Origin of the sequence: Siphonobacter sp. SORGH_AS_0500, assembly GCF_002838835.1 — a bacterium.
In the GTDB taxonomy this organism is placed as follows: domain Bacteria; phylum Bacteroidota; class Bacteroidia; order Cytophagales; family Spirosomataceae; genus Siphonobacter.
On the sequence record NZ_NHPP01000012.1, the window covers coordinates 69,475 to 85,729 of the forward strand.

Annotated in this window: 12 protein-coding genes; 5 read left to right on the forward strand and 7 right to left on the reverse strand. The window is 45.3% G+C overall.

Annotated elements, in window-relative coordinates:
- Positions 1 to 20: 20 nt before the first annotated feature.
- The gene (locus BWI96_RS14935; RefSeq protein WP_106637359.1) at positions 21 to 560 is read right to left on the reverse strand and encodes a GNAT family N-acetyltransferase; all 540 of its coding nucleotides are present in this window, start codon (positions 558 to 560) and stop codon (positions 21 to 23) included.
- 112 nt (positions 561 to 672) lie between these two features.
- Here BWI96_RS14935 and BWI96_RS14940 point away from each other — a divergent pair, with 112 nt between their 5' ends.
- Positions 673 to 1,251, forward strand: coding sequence for a Maf family nucleotide pyrophosphatase (locus BWI96_RS14940; RefSeq protein WP_106637360.1), 579 nt, complete (start codon positions 673 to 675; stop codon positions 1,249 to 1,251).
- On the opposite strand, the gene mtgA is transcribed toward BWI96_RS14940, so the two are convergent.
- The 3 genes from mtgA to BWI96_RS14955 all read right to left on the reverse strand — a co-directional run bounded on the left by mtgA (position 1,248) and on the right by BWI96_RS14955 (position 4,108).
- Positions 1,248 to 1,922 (reverse strand): monofunctional biosynthetic peptidoglycan transglycosylase, encoded by a 675-nt coding sequence (gene mtgA / locus BWI96_RS14945; RefSeq protein ID WP_106637361.1) that lies wholly within the window; start codon positions 1,920 to 1,922, stop codon positions 1,248 to 1,250. The genes BWI96_RS14940 and mtgA overlap by 4 nt on opposite strands.
- Before the next feature lie 158 nt (positions 1,923 to 2,080).
- Positions 2,081 to 3,214, reverse strand: coding sequence for a radical SAM family heme chaperone HemW (hemW, locus tag BWI96_RS14950; RefSeq protein WP_106637362.1), 1,134 nt, complete (start codon positions 3,212 to 3,214; stop codon positions 2,081 to 2,083).
- A gap of 123 nt (positions 3,215 to 3,337) precedes the next feature.
- A complete protein-coding gene (locus BWI96_RS14955; protein WP_106637363.1) occupies positions 3,338 to 4,108 on the reverse strand; it encodes a class I SAM-dependent methyltransferase in 771 nt (256 codons plus the stop codon).
- A 226-nt stretch (positions 4,109 to 4,334) separates the two neighbouring features.
- Between BWI96_RS14955 and BWI96_RS14960 the strand changes: the two genes are divergently transcribed.
- The 4 genes from BWI96_RS14960 (at position 4,335) to BWI96_RS14975 (ending at position 7,986) form a co-directional block, all read left to right on the forward strand.
- Positions 4,335 to 5,609: a GWxTD domain-containing protein gene (locus tag BWI96_RS14960; protein WP_106637364.1), complete on the forward strand. Its 1,275-nt coding sequence runs from the start codon at positions 4,335 to 4,337 to the stop codon at positions 5,607 to 5,609.
- The gene (gene rlmB / locus BWI96_RS14965; protein WP_106637365.1) at positions 5,585 to 6,427 is read left to right on the forward strand and encodes a 23S rRNA (guanosine(2251)-2'-O)-methyltransferase RlmB; all 843 of its coding nucleotides are present in this window, start codon (positions 5,585 to 5,587) and stop codon (positions 6,425 to 6,427) included. Before BWI96_RS14960 ends, rlmB begins: the two co-directional genes overlap by 25 nt.
- Positions 6,428 to 6,647: 220 nt before the next feature.
- On the forward strand, positions 6,648 to 7,250 hold the full coding sequence (locus BWI96_RS14970; RefSeq protein WP_106637366.1) for an RNA polymerase sigma factor: 603 nt from the start codon (positions 6,648 to 6,650) through the stop codon (positions 7,248 to 7,250).
- Positions 7,240 to 7,986 (forward strand): hypothetical protein, encoded by a 747-nt coding sequence (locus BWI96_RS14975; RefSeq protein ID WP_106637367.1) that lies wholly within the window; start codon positions 7,240 to 7,242, stop codon positions 7,984 to 7,986. Before BWI96_RS14970 ends, BWI96_RS14975 begins: the two co-directional genes overlap by 11 nt.
- A gap of 94 nt (positions 7,987 to 8,080) precedes the next feature.
- Here BWI96_RS14975 and BWI96_RS14980 read toward each other — a convergent pair whose 3' ends face one another.
- The 3 genes from BWI96_RS14980 to BWI96_RS14990 all read right to left on the reverse strand — a co-directional run bounded on the left by BWI96_RS14980 (position 8,081) and on the right by BWI96_RS14990 (position 16,199).
- The gene (locus BWI96_RS14980; RefSeq protein WP_198555266.1) at positions 8,081 to 10,834 is read right to left on the reverse strand and encodes a CHAT domain-containing protein; all 2,754 of its coding nucleotides are present in this window, start codon (positions 10,832 to 10,834) and stop codon (positions 8,081 to 8,083) included.
- Positions 10,835 to 11,753: 919 nt separating this feature from the next.
- Positions 11,754 to 13,712, reverse strand: coding sequence for a maltotransferase domain-containing protein (locus BWI96_RS14985; protein ID WP_106637369.1), 1,959 nt, complete (start codon positions 13,710 to 13,712; stop codon positions 11,754 to 11,756).
- 93 nt (positions 13,713 to 13,805) lie between these two features.
- Positions 13,806 to 16,199 carry a TonB-dependent receptor domain-containing protein gene (locus BWI96_RS14990; protein WP_106637370.1) on the reverse strand — a complete coding sequence of 798 codons (2,394 nt, stop codon included), beginning with the start codon at positions 16,197 to 16,199 and terminating at the stop codon, positions 13,806 to 13,808.
- Positions 16,200 to 16,255 lie beyond the last annotated feature (56 nt).

Here is a 16,255-nt window from a genome sequence, read left to right on the forward strand (position 1 = left end):
CGTCCCGAAGCGATCAACTGTCACAAATATTTAACCATCCAAAAGTCACGTTGGCGACCAAATCCAAAGAGAAAATAGTGCCAGCCAAAACGTTCAAAGCCCATTTCTGCGTAAAAATTCAGGGCCTGTTCGTTTTTCTCCCAAACGCTTACAAAAACCGCCTGAAATTTATCCTCTCGAGCTTGCTGTAAAGCCAGTTCCAGTAACTGCTTTTCAAGATCGGCCCCTTTGTTTTTTTCGTAGACGTAGAGTCGCTGAAGCTCAACGGCCCTGAATCCTTTGAGGTTACGGGGCTTTTCGGTTTTACGATTCAGCTTGGCATACCCTACGGCCTCTTCCCCGTCCAGAGCAATCCAGAAGGGATGGTTTTTAGGATCTGCCAACTCCGATTGTACGCTTAATTTATGAAAATATTGGGTGATATATGCTTCCGTATCGGCTGAATTTTCGTGCTCGGCGAAAGCTTCTCTCAAGGTTTCCGTGGCAAGTTTTGCGATAATCTTTGCATCTTCTTTGGTGCCCGGACGAACCTGAACCGGTACTTTTGCGGTGTCGCTCATATCAAAAAAAGTTAGATCGTATCAACCGATCTGATCAGGGGGTTGTTTTAAATTCAGTGAAAACCTTTGGGTAAAGCTGATCCAACAACCCCGGTCAATGAAATTCTAAACTATGCTTTTGCTCACTCAACCCTTAATTCTGGGTTCTAACTCTCCGCGTCGGCAGCAAATTCTGCGGGATGCAGGTTTTTCTTTTCAGGTACAGGTATTACCTACGGAAGAAGATTTCCCCGAAGATATGCCTAGTCAGGAAGTGCCTGTGTTTTTAGCCCGAAAAAAAGCAGAAGCATTTCGGCCTGTGTTAGAAAATAACCTGGTGTTAACAGCAGATACAGTTGTTCGAATCAACGAAAAAATATTAAATAAACCTACTGATCCAGCCGATGCCCGGCGAATGTTAAAGCTGCTTTCGGGTCATACTCACGAAGTAACTACGGGTGTATGCCTGATGAGTGCGGAACAGACCTTAAGCTTTGCCGACACAGCCCGCGTCCATTTTCGGGAATTAACGGATTGGGAGATTGATTATTACCTCGAAGCCTGCCGCCCTTTCGATAAAGCCGGAGCCTATGGCGTGCAGGATTTTATCGGAATGGTCGGTATTGATTGGCTGGAGGGATCTTATTTTACCGTGATGGGCTTACCCATCCACCGGGTTTATGAAGCCCTGAGTGCTAAAATCAGACGTTAAAAAACCAGGTAAGTTTTGCCGCCCAACGCCCGCATCTGGCGGGTAATAGCATTGGTGCGGCGGATTACATAACCGGAAGGGTTGGTAACTGAAAAGCGGTTGGGGCTGGGTAATACGGCGGCAATGCGGGCGGCTTCACTGCGGCTGAGCTGAGCGGCCGTTTTTCCATAAAACCGCTGGGCAGCAGCTTCTACGCCAAAAGTCATGGGACCCGTTTCGGCTACGTTGAGGTAGACTTCCAGAATTCGCTGTTTTCCCCAGATGACTTCGATTAACAAAGTAAACCAGGCTTCCATAATTTTTCGGAAGTAACTGCGGCCCTGCCAGAGAAACACGTTTTTAGCTACCTGCTGGCTGATGGTACTGGCTCCTTTGATGCGTCGGCCTTTCAAATTACCCTTGAAGGCATTCCCCATCATTTCAAAATCAAAGCCAAAATGCTGGGGAAAACGCTGGTCTTCTGAGGCAATGACGGCCAGGGCCATTTCGGGCGAAATCTCATCGTAGGAAGTCCAGTCGTAATGGATGGTGCCGCCATTACTGATTTTCCGATCAAGCATCGTCCAGGTAAAGGGAATGGGTACAAACCGGAAAATCAGTGTCCCACCGATGGAAATCAGCAGAAAATAGAAAAGGATTTTGCCAAAAAACGAAGAACCTGCTGAGGCCAGGAACGGTAGGTATTCGTTGGTTTGGGAGCGGGCATAGAGAACGTTGAGTAGTGGTCAGCTCTGCGTCTGAATAGGGTTTCTTCGGCAGTCAGCCGGGACGAGAGTACAGCAAAAATACACGCTGGCGGCAATTTTGACGAACGTACCCCTAAAAAACCCTAAACCCAGAATAACTCCTCGGCTACGCGATCGGCAAATAATTTGCCCGCTTCGGTTAAGTAAATCATGGATTCTTCTTCCCGAATCCAGCCTTTGGCTTTTAACTCAGGTAATACGGTTTCCATGAAGCTAAAACCTGCTGAAGAGAGTTCACGCATCCGTTTCAGACTCGTTCCCCAGTGGGTGCGGAGGCTGGTTAACACGTATTCGTTAATCAAATCCTGTTCACTAAGCTCTTCGATCTCAGCGGGAATCTGTTCCCGTTGAATAGCAGAGACGTACTGCGTGTTGTGCGAAAGATTGTGCTGTCGGCTCTGCTGTCCATCGTAACTATGAGCCGACGGCCCAACGCCTAAGTAAGGGTGCTGAAGCCAGTAACTGCTATTATGCTGGCTATGACGACCAGGACGGGCAAAGTTGGAAATTTCGTATTGCTCATAGCCGTGTTTGCGTAAGGTTTCCAGTAAAATTTGAAACTGCTCCGCCGCGAACGAATCGTCAATGGGGGCAATACGTTTGCTTTTTAGCCATTTACCAAAAACGGTTTGCGGTTCGATGGTCAAGCAATACGCCGAAATATGGGGCACGTTTAAGTCCATAGCCTTAGCCAGATCACTTCGCCAGATGGCGTGCGGATCGGCTTCGCTGGATGGAATGGCGTAAATTAAGTCGATAGTAATGTTTTCAAACCCCACGTCCTGGGCCATACGCACGCAGTGCTGAGCCTCTTCTGCCGAATGAATGCGATGCAGATGCTTCAAATGGGGTTCGTGAAAAGACTGAATGCCAATGCTTAATCGATTAATCCCCACCCGTTTGAATATCCTTAGCTTTTCCAGTGAAAGATCATCAGGATTGGCTTCCAAGGTAATTTCAGCGGCTGGGTTAACCGAAAACTGCTCGTGGATGGTGCGAAAGATTTGCTGAAAATCAGCTTCTTCCAGAAGTGAGGGAGTACCGCCGCCAAAGTAAATGGTGTCGAGTTGAGGGCTGGGCAGGTAATTTCTCCGCAAAACAATTTCCCGGCTAATGGCTTCCACCATGTCAGCTCGTCCGTTCAGAGACGTACTGAAATGAAAGTCACAATAATAACAAGCCTGCCGGCAAAAGGGAATGTGGAGGTATAAATGCATTCAGTTTACAATTTTCAGTTGTCGGTTTTCAGTTTTAGTAAAAGAGTGTTATGCTCTCTCAGTTAATGCCAAGCTAAAAATGGTCAGATCATTAATTGAAAACAGAAAACCGACAACTGAAAACTACTTAGTTGCAACGTAAAAAAAGTCGAAACAATTCTCGGCGTCGTTGTTTAGGAAGTAATCTTTGTAGGTAATGTCAGAAACGAGGGTATTATCAGACTTCTGAATGAGATTTCGGCTTAGTCGATTGGCAATGTCGTAAGGAACCTGTAACCAGCGACGGGGCAGGCGATGCTGAAGATCGAAAATATCGAAACGCGTAATCTTCTGAACGGACTTTTTATTCTGCTCGTAGTAACTCCAGACTTTTTCATTGCCATGAATACCCTTGGTATCAATGGTGGGGAAGTACTTCAGGATTAGATTTTTTAACTCCGTAGCCGAGTATTCACGAACGTGCCAGGGGTTCACTGACAGGGAATATTTCCGGTTAACCGTGGTCAGAATCAGTTTTCCTCCGGGCTTCAGAACCCGATAGGCTTCACGGATAAAAAAGTCGTCATCTTCGATGTGTTCGATTACCTGAAAAGTAACGATGTAATCGAAATGATTATCGGGAAGATTCTTCAGTGGTGGCAGAAACATATCAATGAACTGAAAAGCCGGATATTGCTGACTTAACTTGTTCATCAAAGGCTCGTTTTTATCCACGCCCGTGTAATGCTGAACCGAAGGAGCCAGTACTGCCACGCCGCGGCCCGTACCGCAACCGATTTCCAAAAGATTTCCGCTCACCAGCCCGGCGGCTTCAATGTAGGGGAATAACAAACGTTGGTGAATGGGGTTATCTGAGGCAATTTCAGAAGACGCAATCTCAGTGGTTTTGTACATGGTATCAGTAAAACGGACGAGTAACGTATCTGGATAGAAACGAATTCCGCTTAAAATTTCGTGATTCAGGATTCAAAAATACCACCTTCCCGTCAAAACCGGAAAATTTCTGAGCGATTGAAAGTGAGAAGTAGCCATTTTTTCGTTATAGCTTTCAGACAAGCCCCTCATTTTCGGGGTGATCTTAAGAAAATAACGCATCTTTGTACCATTCGTCCATGAATTCATGAAACACCTGATTTACCTAAGCTCCATCTTGATCGTATTGGCTGGCTGCAAGTCGTCGTCCGTCAAGACCCAATCGCGTACGGCAGTGCCCGGGGGAAGCTCCGTAAACCGTTCGTCTGATGCATTTTTGTTTTCAGTGCGAAGCCGTTTCCTGGATAATGGTTCTCAGATTCGTACGTACGTTCACATTCAGCCGGATCGCGAGTTATCAGCGGCTGAATTCGCTCAGGAATTTCGGGTTCGTTTTAAAGTATTACCCGATTATAACAGTCGTCAGGAATTACAGTCCAACAAGCAACTTACCTTAGCCGAAGGTCAGAACTTCACCCGAAAGAAAAATGCTGAAGGATCTTACTTCACCGTCTGGTTTGATGTTCCCAAGCCGGAAGGGCAGGTTTATACGGGCGTTGTAATGACGGAAATTACCGATGCCAAGGGAGGCATGTCCACGCACGATACCTTCGTTCGGTTCCGTTCGGGAAAAGTAGGCGATTATTATGCTCTTTTTGACGCTCAAGGAAAAACGCCATTACTGGAAAATTTCGTTCGCCAGGGCGATACGGTTCAGCTCGCCAGTTTGAATAAAATCGATACAAGTTTTTATATCTTTCATTACAACTTCGATTTTGACGTCGCCCTGCCGCCCATGGCTACACTGAGGCCTCAGCCTAAGCGACTTTTTGTAGATTCTTCCGCCCGGATTGCCACGAATAAAACCTTCCGCATCAATCAGGAAGGGTTGCATTACATCGTTCGGGACACGACGGATACCTATGGAATTGGCATTATTGGCGTGGCCGATCGATACCCTCGGTATACCTATCCTCAGCAACTGGCCCGTCCGTTGGTTTACATGAGTACCAATCAGGAAATCAATGACTTACGGAATGGGCCTGAGGCTAAACGTTCGCTGGACCGGTATTGGCTGGCGGTTTCAAACGGAAATCAACAAACGGCTAAACGGACCATCGCCTCATTTTACCGACGTGTAGAACGGGCCAACGCTCTATTTACGTCTTACAAGGAAGGTTGGAAAACCGACCGGGGAATGGTCTATATTATCATGGGGACACCCAATCGTGTTAATCGCAGTAAAGACCGCGAAGTATGGGTGTACACCAAAAGAAATTCACAATTTTCAGAAATAAATTTTACGTTCAATAAACGGAACAACCAGTTTGTGGAAGACCACTATGAACTTTCAAGATTCGTAGAATTCCAGCCGATCTGGTATCCGGCCGTCGAAGCATGGAGAAACGGGGAAATCGAGTAGAGGGTGATGAGCCCAGAGCAAGGGTAGAGGGTGGCGAACATCGCGAGAAAAAGCCTTTTTATGCCCGGCCTAGACCAAGGCCACAGGGCGAGGCAAAGTCAGAGTTTATATTTGGTATTCAGCCCGTACTGGAGGCAATCCGGGCGGGAAAGGAAATTGATAAGCTTTTAGTTCAGCGAGAGCTGGGTAACGTAGAAGTGCTGGAGTTTGCTCGTTTGAGAAACATTCCTACGCAGAAAGTTCCCAAGCAAAAGCTGGATCAGATTACCCGTAAGAACCACCAGGGGGTTATTGCCTTTATCTCAGCGATTCATTACGCCAAACTGGAAAATGTCGTTGCTGATATTTTTGAGCAGGGTAAAACGCCCTTACTATTGGTGCTGGATCGGGTCACGGACGTTCGAAATTTCGGAGCCATTGCCCGTACGGCTGAATGTGCCGGAGTTCAGGCTTTAGTCATTCCCGCTAAAGGGGGAGCCCAAATTAACTCTGATGCGATGAAAACGTCGTCAGGAGCTCTGAACTTCTTACCCGTCTGCCGGGAAAACGATTTACTGGAAACGGTTCGTTTCCTGCAAAATTCGGGTATTCAGGTAGTCGCCTGTACGGAGAAGGTTTCCAAGACTTTGTACGAAGCCGATTTTTCGGTACCCACGGCCATTATCCTGGGGTCGGAGGAAGATGGCATCTCAGATCAGTTACTACGCACCGCCGATGAATTGGTAAGTATTCCAATGGCGGGGCGAGTGGCTTCGCTGAACGTATCGGTAGCGAATGGAATTATTCTGTACGAAGCCATCCGTCAGCGAATTTCATAAGATTTTCTTAAAATAACAGGAAGGCCATTCTACCAAGAATGGCCTTTTTTTACGCCTAACGGCAAAAACAGATGGCTTGAATTGACTGGAATCAGAAACTCGGAGGAGTTCAAGTTTGTTATTTTAATTAAAAATTAAGTATCTGAAAATCAGTTATTTGTAAGTATAGTTAAATTTTTTTTAGAAAGTTAAGGTTACATTTTGCTCTCTCGATTGATATATGCAAAATTTCAAGGTATTGACAGGAACTCAGAGCCAGGAACAGTTAGTCGCTCGGCTCCGTTCGAATGATCGTCGCGAATTAAATGAGGCTATTCGGGATGTATATAATCATCATATCAGCCCTGTTCGATACTTCGTTATGCAAAATGGGGGGGATTCCCACGATGCTGACGACTTAGTACAGACTACGGTTCTCAACTTCGTACAGGCTGTTCGAAAAGGCAGCTTTGAACTGCAAGAGGGAACAACGATTGAAGCGTTTTTATTTGTATTGGCCAAGAACCGTTGGCGGAATACATTAAAACAGCGTGGGTTGATGCGTGAGTACGTTCAGGAGATGGAAGCAACAGGTAAAGGACAGGATTCCTGGGATGCTTCTGCCCAGCGGATCATGGAAGAACGGGAAGAACAGGAACGTTATATACAGTTATTTAAGCTCCTTGGGGAGAGGTGTCAGACGATACTGACAGCCTATCGCCGAGACGGGCTTTCTATGAAAGAAATTGCCCAGAAGATGGGGTTCGAAAACGAACGCGTTGCCATTAATGAAAAGTACAAGTGTTTACAAAAACTCAAAGCCCTCTTTCGCTATGAGACCTAAATCAGGCCAGGAGCAAATGGAATGGATTGAATCCTACCTCCAGAATGCTCTCTCTCCCTCCGAACGTGAAGAGTTCGAAAAGGAGTTGAATACCAATGCTGAATTTGCCCGCGAAGTTGAATTTATGCAACAGGCCGATTCGGTAATCGATGATTTTTTGCTGGCTGATCTGGTCGCAGAAATTCATGCGGAAAAAGTAGAAGAATGGAATACAGAAACTGAGGAGACTGAAGAAGAAACCCCTGTTATTCCTTTACATACCCCCAATCGGGCCGCTGTGCCTTGGTGGAAATGGTCCGCTGGTACAGCTGCTGCGGTAACGATAGCTTTCACGACGTATATTACCCTCAGTCCAATTCGCGTAGGTGATACGCTGAATCAGGCTTTACGGGGCGGCGAGGCCAGAATTTCGGAGCAACCCAGTCGTATTTGCTTTGAGAATTTCTATGCCGGTCGATCGTTCGTTATGACTCAACAACCGACTCATGCTATTCCAAGACTTCAGCAAGTGATTGATTGTGAGGTTCGTCCTTACTTCAAGGATGCTTCCAGATGGTATCTGACGGTTGCCTATTTACAGGATAACCAGCCTGAAGAAGCAGAAAGCATGTATCAGCAAATCATCAGCAACCCCGAATTTAGCTATGACATTAGCTGGTTAGACCGGCAAAAAATTAGCTGGCAGATCAGAATCGCTAAATGGTTCGGTAAAAGTGAAGAAAAAACAATAGGATAGGATTCCTGTTCAACCTATAACCATCTGTTAAAAAATTAAAGAGTACAAGCAACATCCAACCCCAAAACCCTTCCTTCGTCCCGGGGAAGGGTTTCTATTTTTTAGAGGTTAATCGATGGCGGGCCAGAAAAATAAGGAGGAAAATTCCGCCGAGCAACGTAAAGCCTAAAGCAATGCGGCCTATGTTTGTCCAGTGCGATTGATAGACGACCGATGCGTCGCCAATCAGCACCAGATTGGCCCAGAAATAAGGATGATCGTAGGACGCTCCGAGTGGGGAAGCAAAAAAATCCAGCTTAGCTTTTTGTAGAGCCTGATCGATGGGTAACCCCTGGTGCAGATGAAAATAAAGTCGTTCGGATAAAAAGGCCGAAGATTGATCGTGGGCATTCCAGAGCGTCGTTACTACACTAGGACAGCCGCCGTATAAAAACCCCCGGGCCAAACTCATCAGTCCTTCTCCGCGATGCAAACGTCCACGACCCGTTTCGCAGGCACTCAGCACTACCATTTGTGTATGGCTGAAGGAAAGGTTGTAAAGCTCGTCGGTATAAAGTTTATAGTTGTGATTGTTAGGATAGAATGCAATAAACGAACGCTCTGCCTCTTTATCATCCGTTCGGGCATGAGTGGCGAGGTGAATGACTTCTGCTGTTTTATAATGGTCTAAAAATTCAGCTTTAGTAGCCCCTTTATTCACAAACTGCGTTCCGCCAACGGCCTGAATTTCTTCCAGCGAAGCAGGTAACGGATTTAGGGATTTGTCCCGCATGGGATTTTTCTGGACGGAAGAATCCGAAAAAGGAGCCATCGCCAGAGCCTGTTTAGTCCCTCTGGTCAATCCATTGATCTGTTGAATCTGAGCCATAGAGGCTCCGTAGGCATAACGAATAGAGTAATTTTTCAACAGGTAATCCCGACCACTGGTACTTTGCTCCAGCACTTCAAAAGGCAAATAGTTTAACTCCTTATCCCGAATGATAATGAGACGATCAATTTTGGACAAGAATGCTTTAATGGGTTGGAAAAGACTATTATAGGCAAGATTGGCCCATTTGTGGCCCTTATAAGGGTCTAGTCCGGGGTTATCATATAGACATTGCTGAAGATGGGCAATGACGTTTCTTTCATTAGGTCCGAAAGGAATTTCAACCCATTTAACCTGTTGCGAAGTAATAACGAATGCGTACAAACTACGAGCCGTCATAACGTACGAAAGCAAGGCTGTAGTAGGATCGAGGAGGTCTTTCTGAAGGGTAGCAATCTGCACGGGTTGACTAGCCCGAAGCTGTTGCAAGGGAATGAATTTTCGAAGTTTTTGTCGGAGCTTATCCAGCTTTAGCTCTTCTTCGAGCATTTTATACTTAATCGGTTTTTTTTCCTGTTCCGACAGGGGCTGCATTAATTGAACCTTTAATGCCGAAATCGAAGATTTAAGCTGACTTTCTTCGATCCGCAGCGGTTCCGGAACAAACGTTTTCTTCAAAGCCTGTTCTCTTCTGGCGTCTGAAAGCGTTGAACCTCTGGTGCTTTCAGTAAAATGAAACGCCTGCTTTAAGTAATAAGGCTGCTTTGTTTTCTGATATAAGTCAAAGGCTGCCGACAGAGCTTCTTCACTGACGGCAGCGATCTGTTGACCGAACAAAAGTTTAGTATCGGCTACATCGTAATTCAGACGAATACGCTCGGCCAGTTCTAAGGCTAACTGGTAGGATTGAAAGCTGGGTTTTAAGTAAAGATTCTGGTTAGGTAATTGCCGGAGAACAGCAGCTTGGCCAATGAGCGATTCAAGCAAATCAGGCTCTGAAATTATGCCATTATTCAGGTCGGGCAAATCCTGAAACGACTGCAGTGTCGAGCCTATATATACGGCATTCATCGCATAACGATAGTTATTCAATGCTCCGGTTAAATCATTTTGCTTTTGCAGAAGCTTAGCTTTATCTCTGTAGATGAGGGATAGATACGTATGGTGTTTTCCCCACCTTCTCAGGCCCAGTTCAAGCGATCTATTATAAGCCGATAGAGCTTTCAAGTTTTCGTCAATGGCGGCATAATATTGTCCCCAATTCCTCCAGAGCATAGGTTCTGAGTCAAATGCTTCTTTAACGTCTTCCTTCTTGTATAAATTAATAAGGTTCTGAGCCTTAGTTAAATAGAGTTTTACCTGGGGGAATTTGTTTAACAGAAAATAGATATGGCTAATATTGATTAGGTAAGAAATAGTTGTGACCTTTTCCTTACTGTTCTTGAGGCTGGGCAATGCAATGGCTAAAGCCTGATCATACTTACCCAGATTGACATAAAGTCCGCTCAAATTATTTTCAAGGTAGGTGTATAATGCCTCAAGCTTGTATTGATAGGCTACATGAAGGGCTTTTTGAAAATTGATTTCAGCCTGACTGAAGTCACCAATATTGTTATAATCCATGCCGTGCTGATTATAATAAGCAGCCACGTACATGGGGGTCTGATTAACTAAAACCGGCTTTTGTTCCAGAAGTCGATCGGCTAGTGAATAGTAATATTGGGCAGAGTCGTTTTTGTAAAGTGTTGAATAAAAGTAGCTTAGGTTTGAGAAAGCTTTGAATCGAGTAGAATCTAAGGAAGATTTAGGAATGATTTTTAAGGCTTTCGAGCAATAATAAATAGCCTCGGAAGAGTTACCATTGGAAAAATTGAGATTACTGGACTCCACTAATAAATTGGCTTCTGAAGAAATATCTTTCGCCTGAGCGGCTAACGATATAGCCTGATTATATAACGCTACAGCTTTATCATTGTATCCTTTCTGATAAGCATCTTCTGCACCGGCCTGTAAAAGCTGAATTTGTTGCTGATAAGACAAAGATTTTTTCTGTGCGGACGCATTCGTTAGAATGAACATCAACACCCCTATAACATAGCTAAGATTGATTCTATTCTTTCCGAATAAAAACATATAATTATTCGCAATTTTTTGCTTCAGCAAAATAAAGCAAAATACAAATAAACCCTTAAAAACGCCAAAACCTTCGGAAGCCTGGCGGTGCGTTCCGAAGGTGATATTTTGGCTAATGCAGTACTGCTTAAATGCGGATGCGTTGGATACAAAGACGCAGTACTATATTTTTAGGGCAGGTGGAAATTCCGTGTGTCCTTATATTGTTATTCTACCTATCGACGAATGATCGGAGTAGGAGGGAAATCGCTTTCAGAGGCATCTTGCACGACTCCTGACTTGGGCTTTGTAGGAGTGATTTCTTCTTCACGCTGGCATGAAGTAAACGAGAAAAGACTAACTGACAGCAACAAGCTGTATACAGAAAGGCGTGCAATTTTTTTCATTTTATTAAGTTTTATGTCCCGAATTCACACCTATATCAATCGGGAAGGCAAAATGTAACCTAGGGAAACGAAATTTTTTTTTACTTATCGTTTAATAATTTTATAAACATCTGACTATTAATGATTTGTGATAATAAAAAAAATATAAAATTTTTTCAGAAAAGATTTTTTGATCTTTCTATCCAACCCTGTTTTCTTAAATTGTTAATTGTACTTTTCTAAGAAATACTCCTTAAGTAATCTTTTACTTAGGGCTGTTTTTTATCGCTTCTTTGCTCATCCGCTTCCGGCTCAGGATTGTCTAGCTATCAGCTACTTCGAGACAAATGCATGGCTCTACATCTGATGGTCGCAGAAGCTGAATGTAGAGCTCAGGTTAAAAGCAAAATGCATTGCAAGAACAAGCGGCATCCGTTACTACGCTATACGTCTCTTCAGAACTAATCTTCAATTCGAAAGAGATGCATGGGTAAAATAGTGGGGTCGAGCTCAATGTAATTCCATTCACCCTGCCATTGCCAGCGGTTATCCGTTAATAAGTCATGAACGGTGAAGGGTTGATCTGCCTGTTTTCCGATTAAGGAGAGCGGAACCTGGATTCCCGCCGATTGCCGATGGTGCGGGTCCAGATTTACAACGCATAAGATGCGATTCCCATTCGGATGAGTTTTCAGATAAGCTAGTAACGCATCGTTGGTAATGGGAACGAAGCTTAGATTGTTCGTTCGTTGCAAAGCTGAATTTTCCCGGCGAATACGGTTCAGTAGTCGGATGAAAAGCGTTAGTTTGTTTTCGAGCGTCCAGTCCCAATGTCTGATTGCATATTTTTCAGAATTTAGGTATTCTTCCCGACCCGGATAGGCTTCGTGAACCATATGTTCAAAACTGGGCCCGAAAATGCCGCAGTTGGAAGACAAAGTGGCAGCCAGAAAATAACGAGTCAGGAAAATGGGCTCCAGACCTGTTTGCAAGCTGTATGGGTTAATATCATGCGTATTAGGCCAGAAATTGGGGCGTAAATAATGCCTGACGTTGGTTTCGGTCAACTCTTTCAGATAATCGGTTAATTCTGATTTATGATTTCTCCAGATGAAATAGGTATAACTCTGATCAAAGCCCAGTTTTGATAATTCCTGCATTTTGGCCGGACTGGTAAAAGCTTCGGCCAGGTAAATCAGGTCAGGATGGGTTTGTTTCGTTTCTGTAATCAACCATTCCCAGAAAGCAAAAGGTTTACCGTGGGGCTGATCGGCCCGAATAATGCGAACGCCCCATTCGGCCCATTGGAAAACCAGGTCGCGAATAGCTTTCCATAGATTCTGCCAATCATCGGTTTCAAAATTCAGACAATAGCTGTCTTCGTATTTATGCGGTGGATTTTCGGCAGTTTGAAAAGTACCGTTATCCAAAGCAATGAACCAGTCGGGATGTTGCTTAACCCAGGGATGATCGGGCGAGCATTGAATGGCTAAGTCCATAGCAATTTCAATACCCTGCTGCTGGGCTGCTCTGATTAAGGCCTTAAAATCAGCCAGCGTGCCTAGTTCAAGGGCAATGCTGTCGTGGCCTCCCTGCTCGTTTCCTACGGCATAAGGAACACCCGGGTCCGTACTTTGGGCAGGAGCTGTATCATTTTTTCCTCTCCGAAAATGACGACCAATGGGATGAATCGGTGGCAGGTGTAATACGTCAAATCCCATTGAAGCAATTCTAGGTAATACCTCAATGGTGGTTTGGAAGGTCCCTGATTTTAAAGGGTCGGTAGAAGTGGAGCGGGGAAAAAGTGAATACCAGGTAGAAAAAACGGCTTTTTCCCGACTTACAGATAAAGGGAAGGGTTGAGCATATGTGCTGACGTGATCGATAAGGGGATAATTCTCAATCCACTGCGTCATTTGCTGACTCAGAGCTTTGGTAACTGCTTCCTGATGCCGATCGGGATTTTGGAATAATCCAATGGCTTCCTGAATGAGGTAGTGATCTTCGGGGGAAGCCTGAGCTAAAATGCGTTTCAGGTAATGAATTCCTATTTTCAATTCATCTTCGACGGGCTGAAAATCGCGTGCGTGTCGGGTAATGTTTCGTTGCCAGGTTAGAAAATGATTTACCCAGGCCTCGAAAGTATACGAATAGAGTCCGATTTGCTGGGGGTAAAACGTGGCTTCGTATCGATCATTTCCCAGCGACTGTAAAGAAACACGCTGCCATTCCGTTTCGGATTCGTGTCGGAAGAGCAGGTAACCCGAAGGCAGATCAAAACCGTCTACTAATAAATCCACCTGAACAGAAACAGGATCATTTACAATCGCTTTGACGGCAAAACGTCCGCCGTCTACTTCAGGACTTACCCGGGTAATTAATACCCGTTGCTGACCTGCCCAATGCTCTAAGGAATGCATAGTAACTAGCCGAAAATAAAAAGATGGCACGGAAATTCTTTTGCAATAAAAGTAGAAGTATTCGTGCCACCTTATTAAGAAGGCTGGTTAATTTTAGATTTTTAATCCAACCGTTAGCTGTACACTACGACCATCTGATGACCAGATGCCCGGTCCGGGGTACATGGTTGGACGTTTGGTAAAGTAACTTTTATTAGTGAGGTTACTAATTCCACCCCGAATCGTCAGGCTTCTATTAAGGCGATAGGTAGCATACCAGTCGATCAATCCATACACAGGAACCAGGCCTACGCCACCCGTTGCCGATGGTTTTACCGTATTTAAAGGATCGGCATAGGTTTTGGATACGTAGCTGTATTGCAGAGTGGTTGAAAAGCCCTGATGACTCACTTGCAGGCCATTCCGACTGATCCATCGAGGAACGGATTCAATACGGTTGCCGCTGATATTAATATTCTCAGCTCCGTTCGAAACGAAACCCTTGATATAACGGCCATCCATGTAGGATGTAGAAGTAAATACTGAAACGCGGGTGCGGGGACGCTGGATGAACGCGTATTCTGCGTAGGCTTCAATCCCGCGAGTGCGGCTATCTCCAATGTTGGTTTTATAGATAAAGGACTTCGCTCCTTCGGTAATAATCTGACTGCCCAGACGGTTCCGATAGAGTAGATCAAAAGCGGTAATATCAAAAGTGAGGCGATCATCGAATTCTTTTCCACGAATCCCCATCTCAGCATTAGAACCACGAGCGTCGGAAGTATTAGGGTTGGCTCTTTCAAGAATGGAACCGGGAATAATGTCCTTGAAAACCGCTGGACGATACGCCTGGGCCCAGCCACCATACAGATTCACACTTTTGTTCAGGCGGTACTGACCATTTATACTTAACAGAGGAAAACGATGACTCAATTTGGGCGGAATGGCTGAAGCATCTGTGTAAGCCAGTCGTCCAGAAAGATTCGTAACCCCAGTTTCTACTCGAATGCCGGGCGTAAGACTGAACTGAGGGGTTATCTGAAAAAGGTTTTCCGCAAAAAATGCTATGTTCTGCGTTTTGTAGTGCATGTCGCGTCCATAATCACCAGTAATGCTCAGGTCGTAATCAGTGCCCGTGGTACCTCGGCCTAACTGACGACGATGAAGATCGTTATTAATTAACTGCACGCCGCCAATGAAAGTAGCGGACACACGCTGAATTTGATACCGATGCAGCATTCGTGTTTCGAAGGTATAACTATGAAACTGATCGCGGTCTACCTGACGATTAGCATATTGACCCGTTACGCGACTGATGGTATCTAGCCGAGTAGCAAAACCTTCGAAGGTTACACTGTTTCGCTGACCCAATACAGCCGAAGCCGTAGCCTGGAGAGTTGTTCGGGGAGAAATAGTCCAGTCGAGCCGTAAGGAAGGTAAATAAATATCAGGACTAAAGTAGTTGCGGGAACGAGTGGATTGACGCGGGTCCTGAGCAAACTGAGCATCCGTCAGCGGACCAGGAATGTGATACTGGTAATACGACCGGCCTAACTCAGCCCGTAGAACGAGGTTAGAACGGAAGGCATAATTCAGACTTACAAACTGTCCTTCAGCAATAGAATTTCCATTTTTACGATACCCATCCGAAGTCCGGCGGTGGTAATAGGCGTTGTAACTCAGCTTTCCTACGGTTCCGCTGAGGCGATGGAAGGTGCTTTGTAAACCGAAAGAACCAATGCTGTTGATGGTTTCGTAAGCAACTGCCCGGCTTGAATCGGGCCCTTTCAGCACGTAGTTCAACATGCCGCCAAACTGAGCCCCGTATTGCAGGGAAGCGTTTCCACGTACCAATTCAATCCGTTCGACAGCTTCGAGGGGTAATGAAAAGTGACTGGCTGGATAGCCGTATAAATCCGAATTGGTCAGAACGCCGTTGGTGCGAATGTTATATTCCCAACCCCGGTGCGGATCAAGACCCCGGGTGGCCAGGTTAATCTGGTTTCCCGAACCATCCATATCATATGCAAAGGCACCCGGAATTTTGGCAAAGACCTGGCGGACGTTTTTTTCGGGAATATTGGCATCCACCTGATTTAACGAAATGACCTCCGAGCGTTTGCCTGAAAGCAGATACGTGCCCTGCACATCCGCCATGGGTTTTACAGAACGGTCGGCCCCTTCCCGTATGGATACTTCCTGTAGATTTTCAATGAATTCATTTAGGGTAATGATCAGTTTTTGCGAAGGACTTTTCTGAACGGTAATGAGCTGCCGAAAGGTCTGGAAACCAATATGAGAAGCCCGAAAAGTATGCCGCCCGGCGGGTAATTCGATTTGGAAATTTCCCGCCGCATCACTTTCCAGCGTTTTTCCGCTGACCCGAATAACCGTACCGGGCAAGCCCTCTCCATTCGTTTGCTGAACCCGTCCCTGAATAAGGGTTTGAGTGAAAGCAAAGCAGGGGAAAAACCATAGAATGAGGAAAAATGAAGTAAAATTTTTCAAGGGTGTTCTGGGGATAAGGTGAAAAAACGGCTGAAGATTCTAAATTCTCAGCCGTC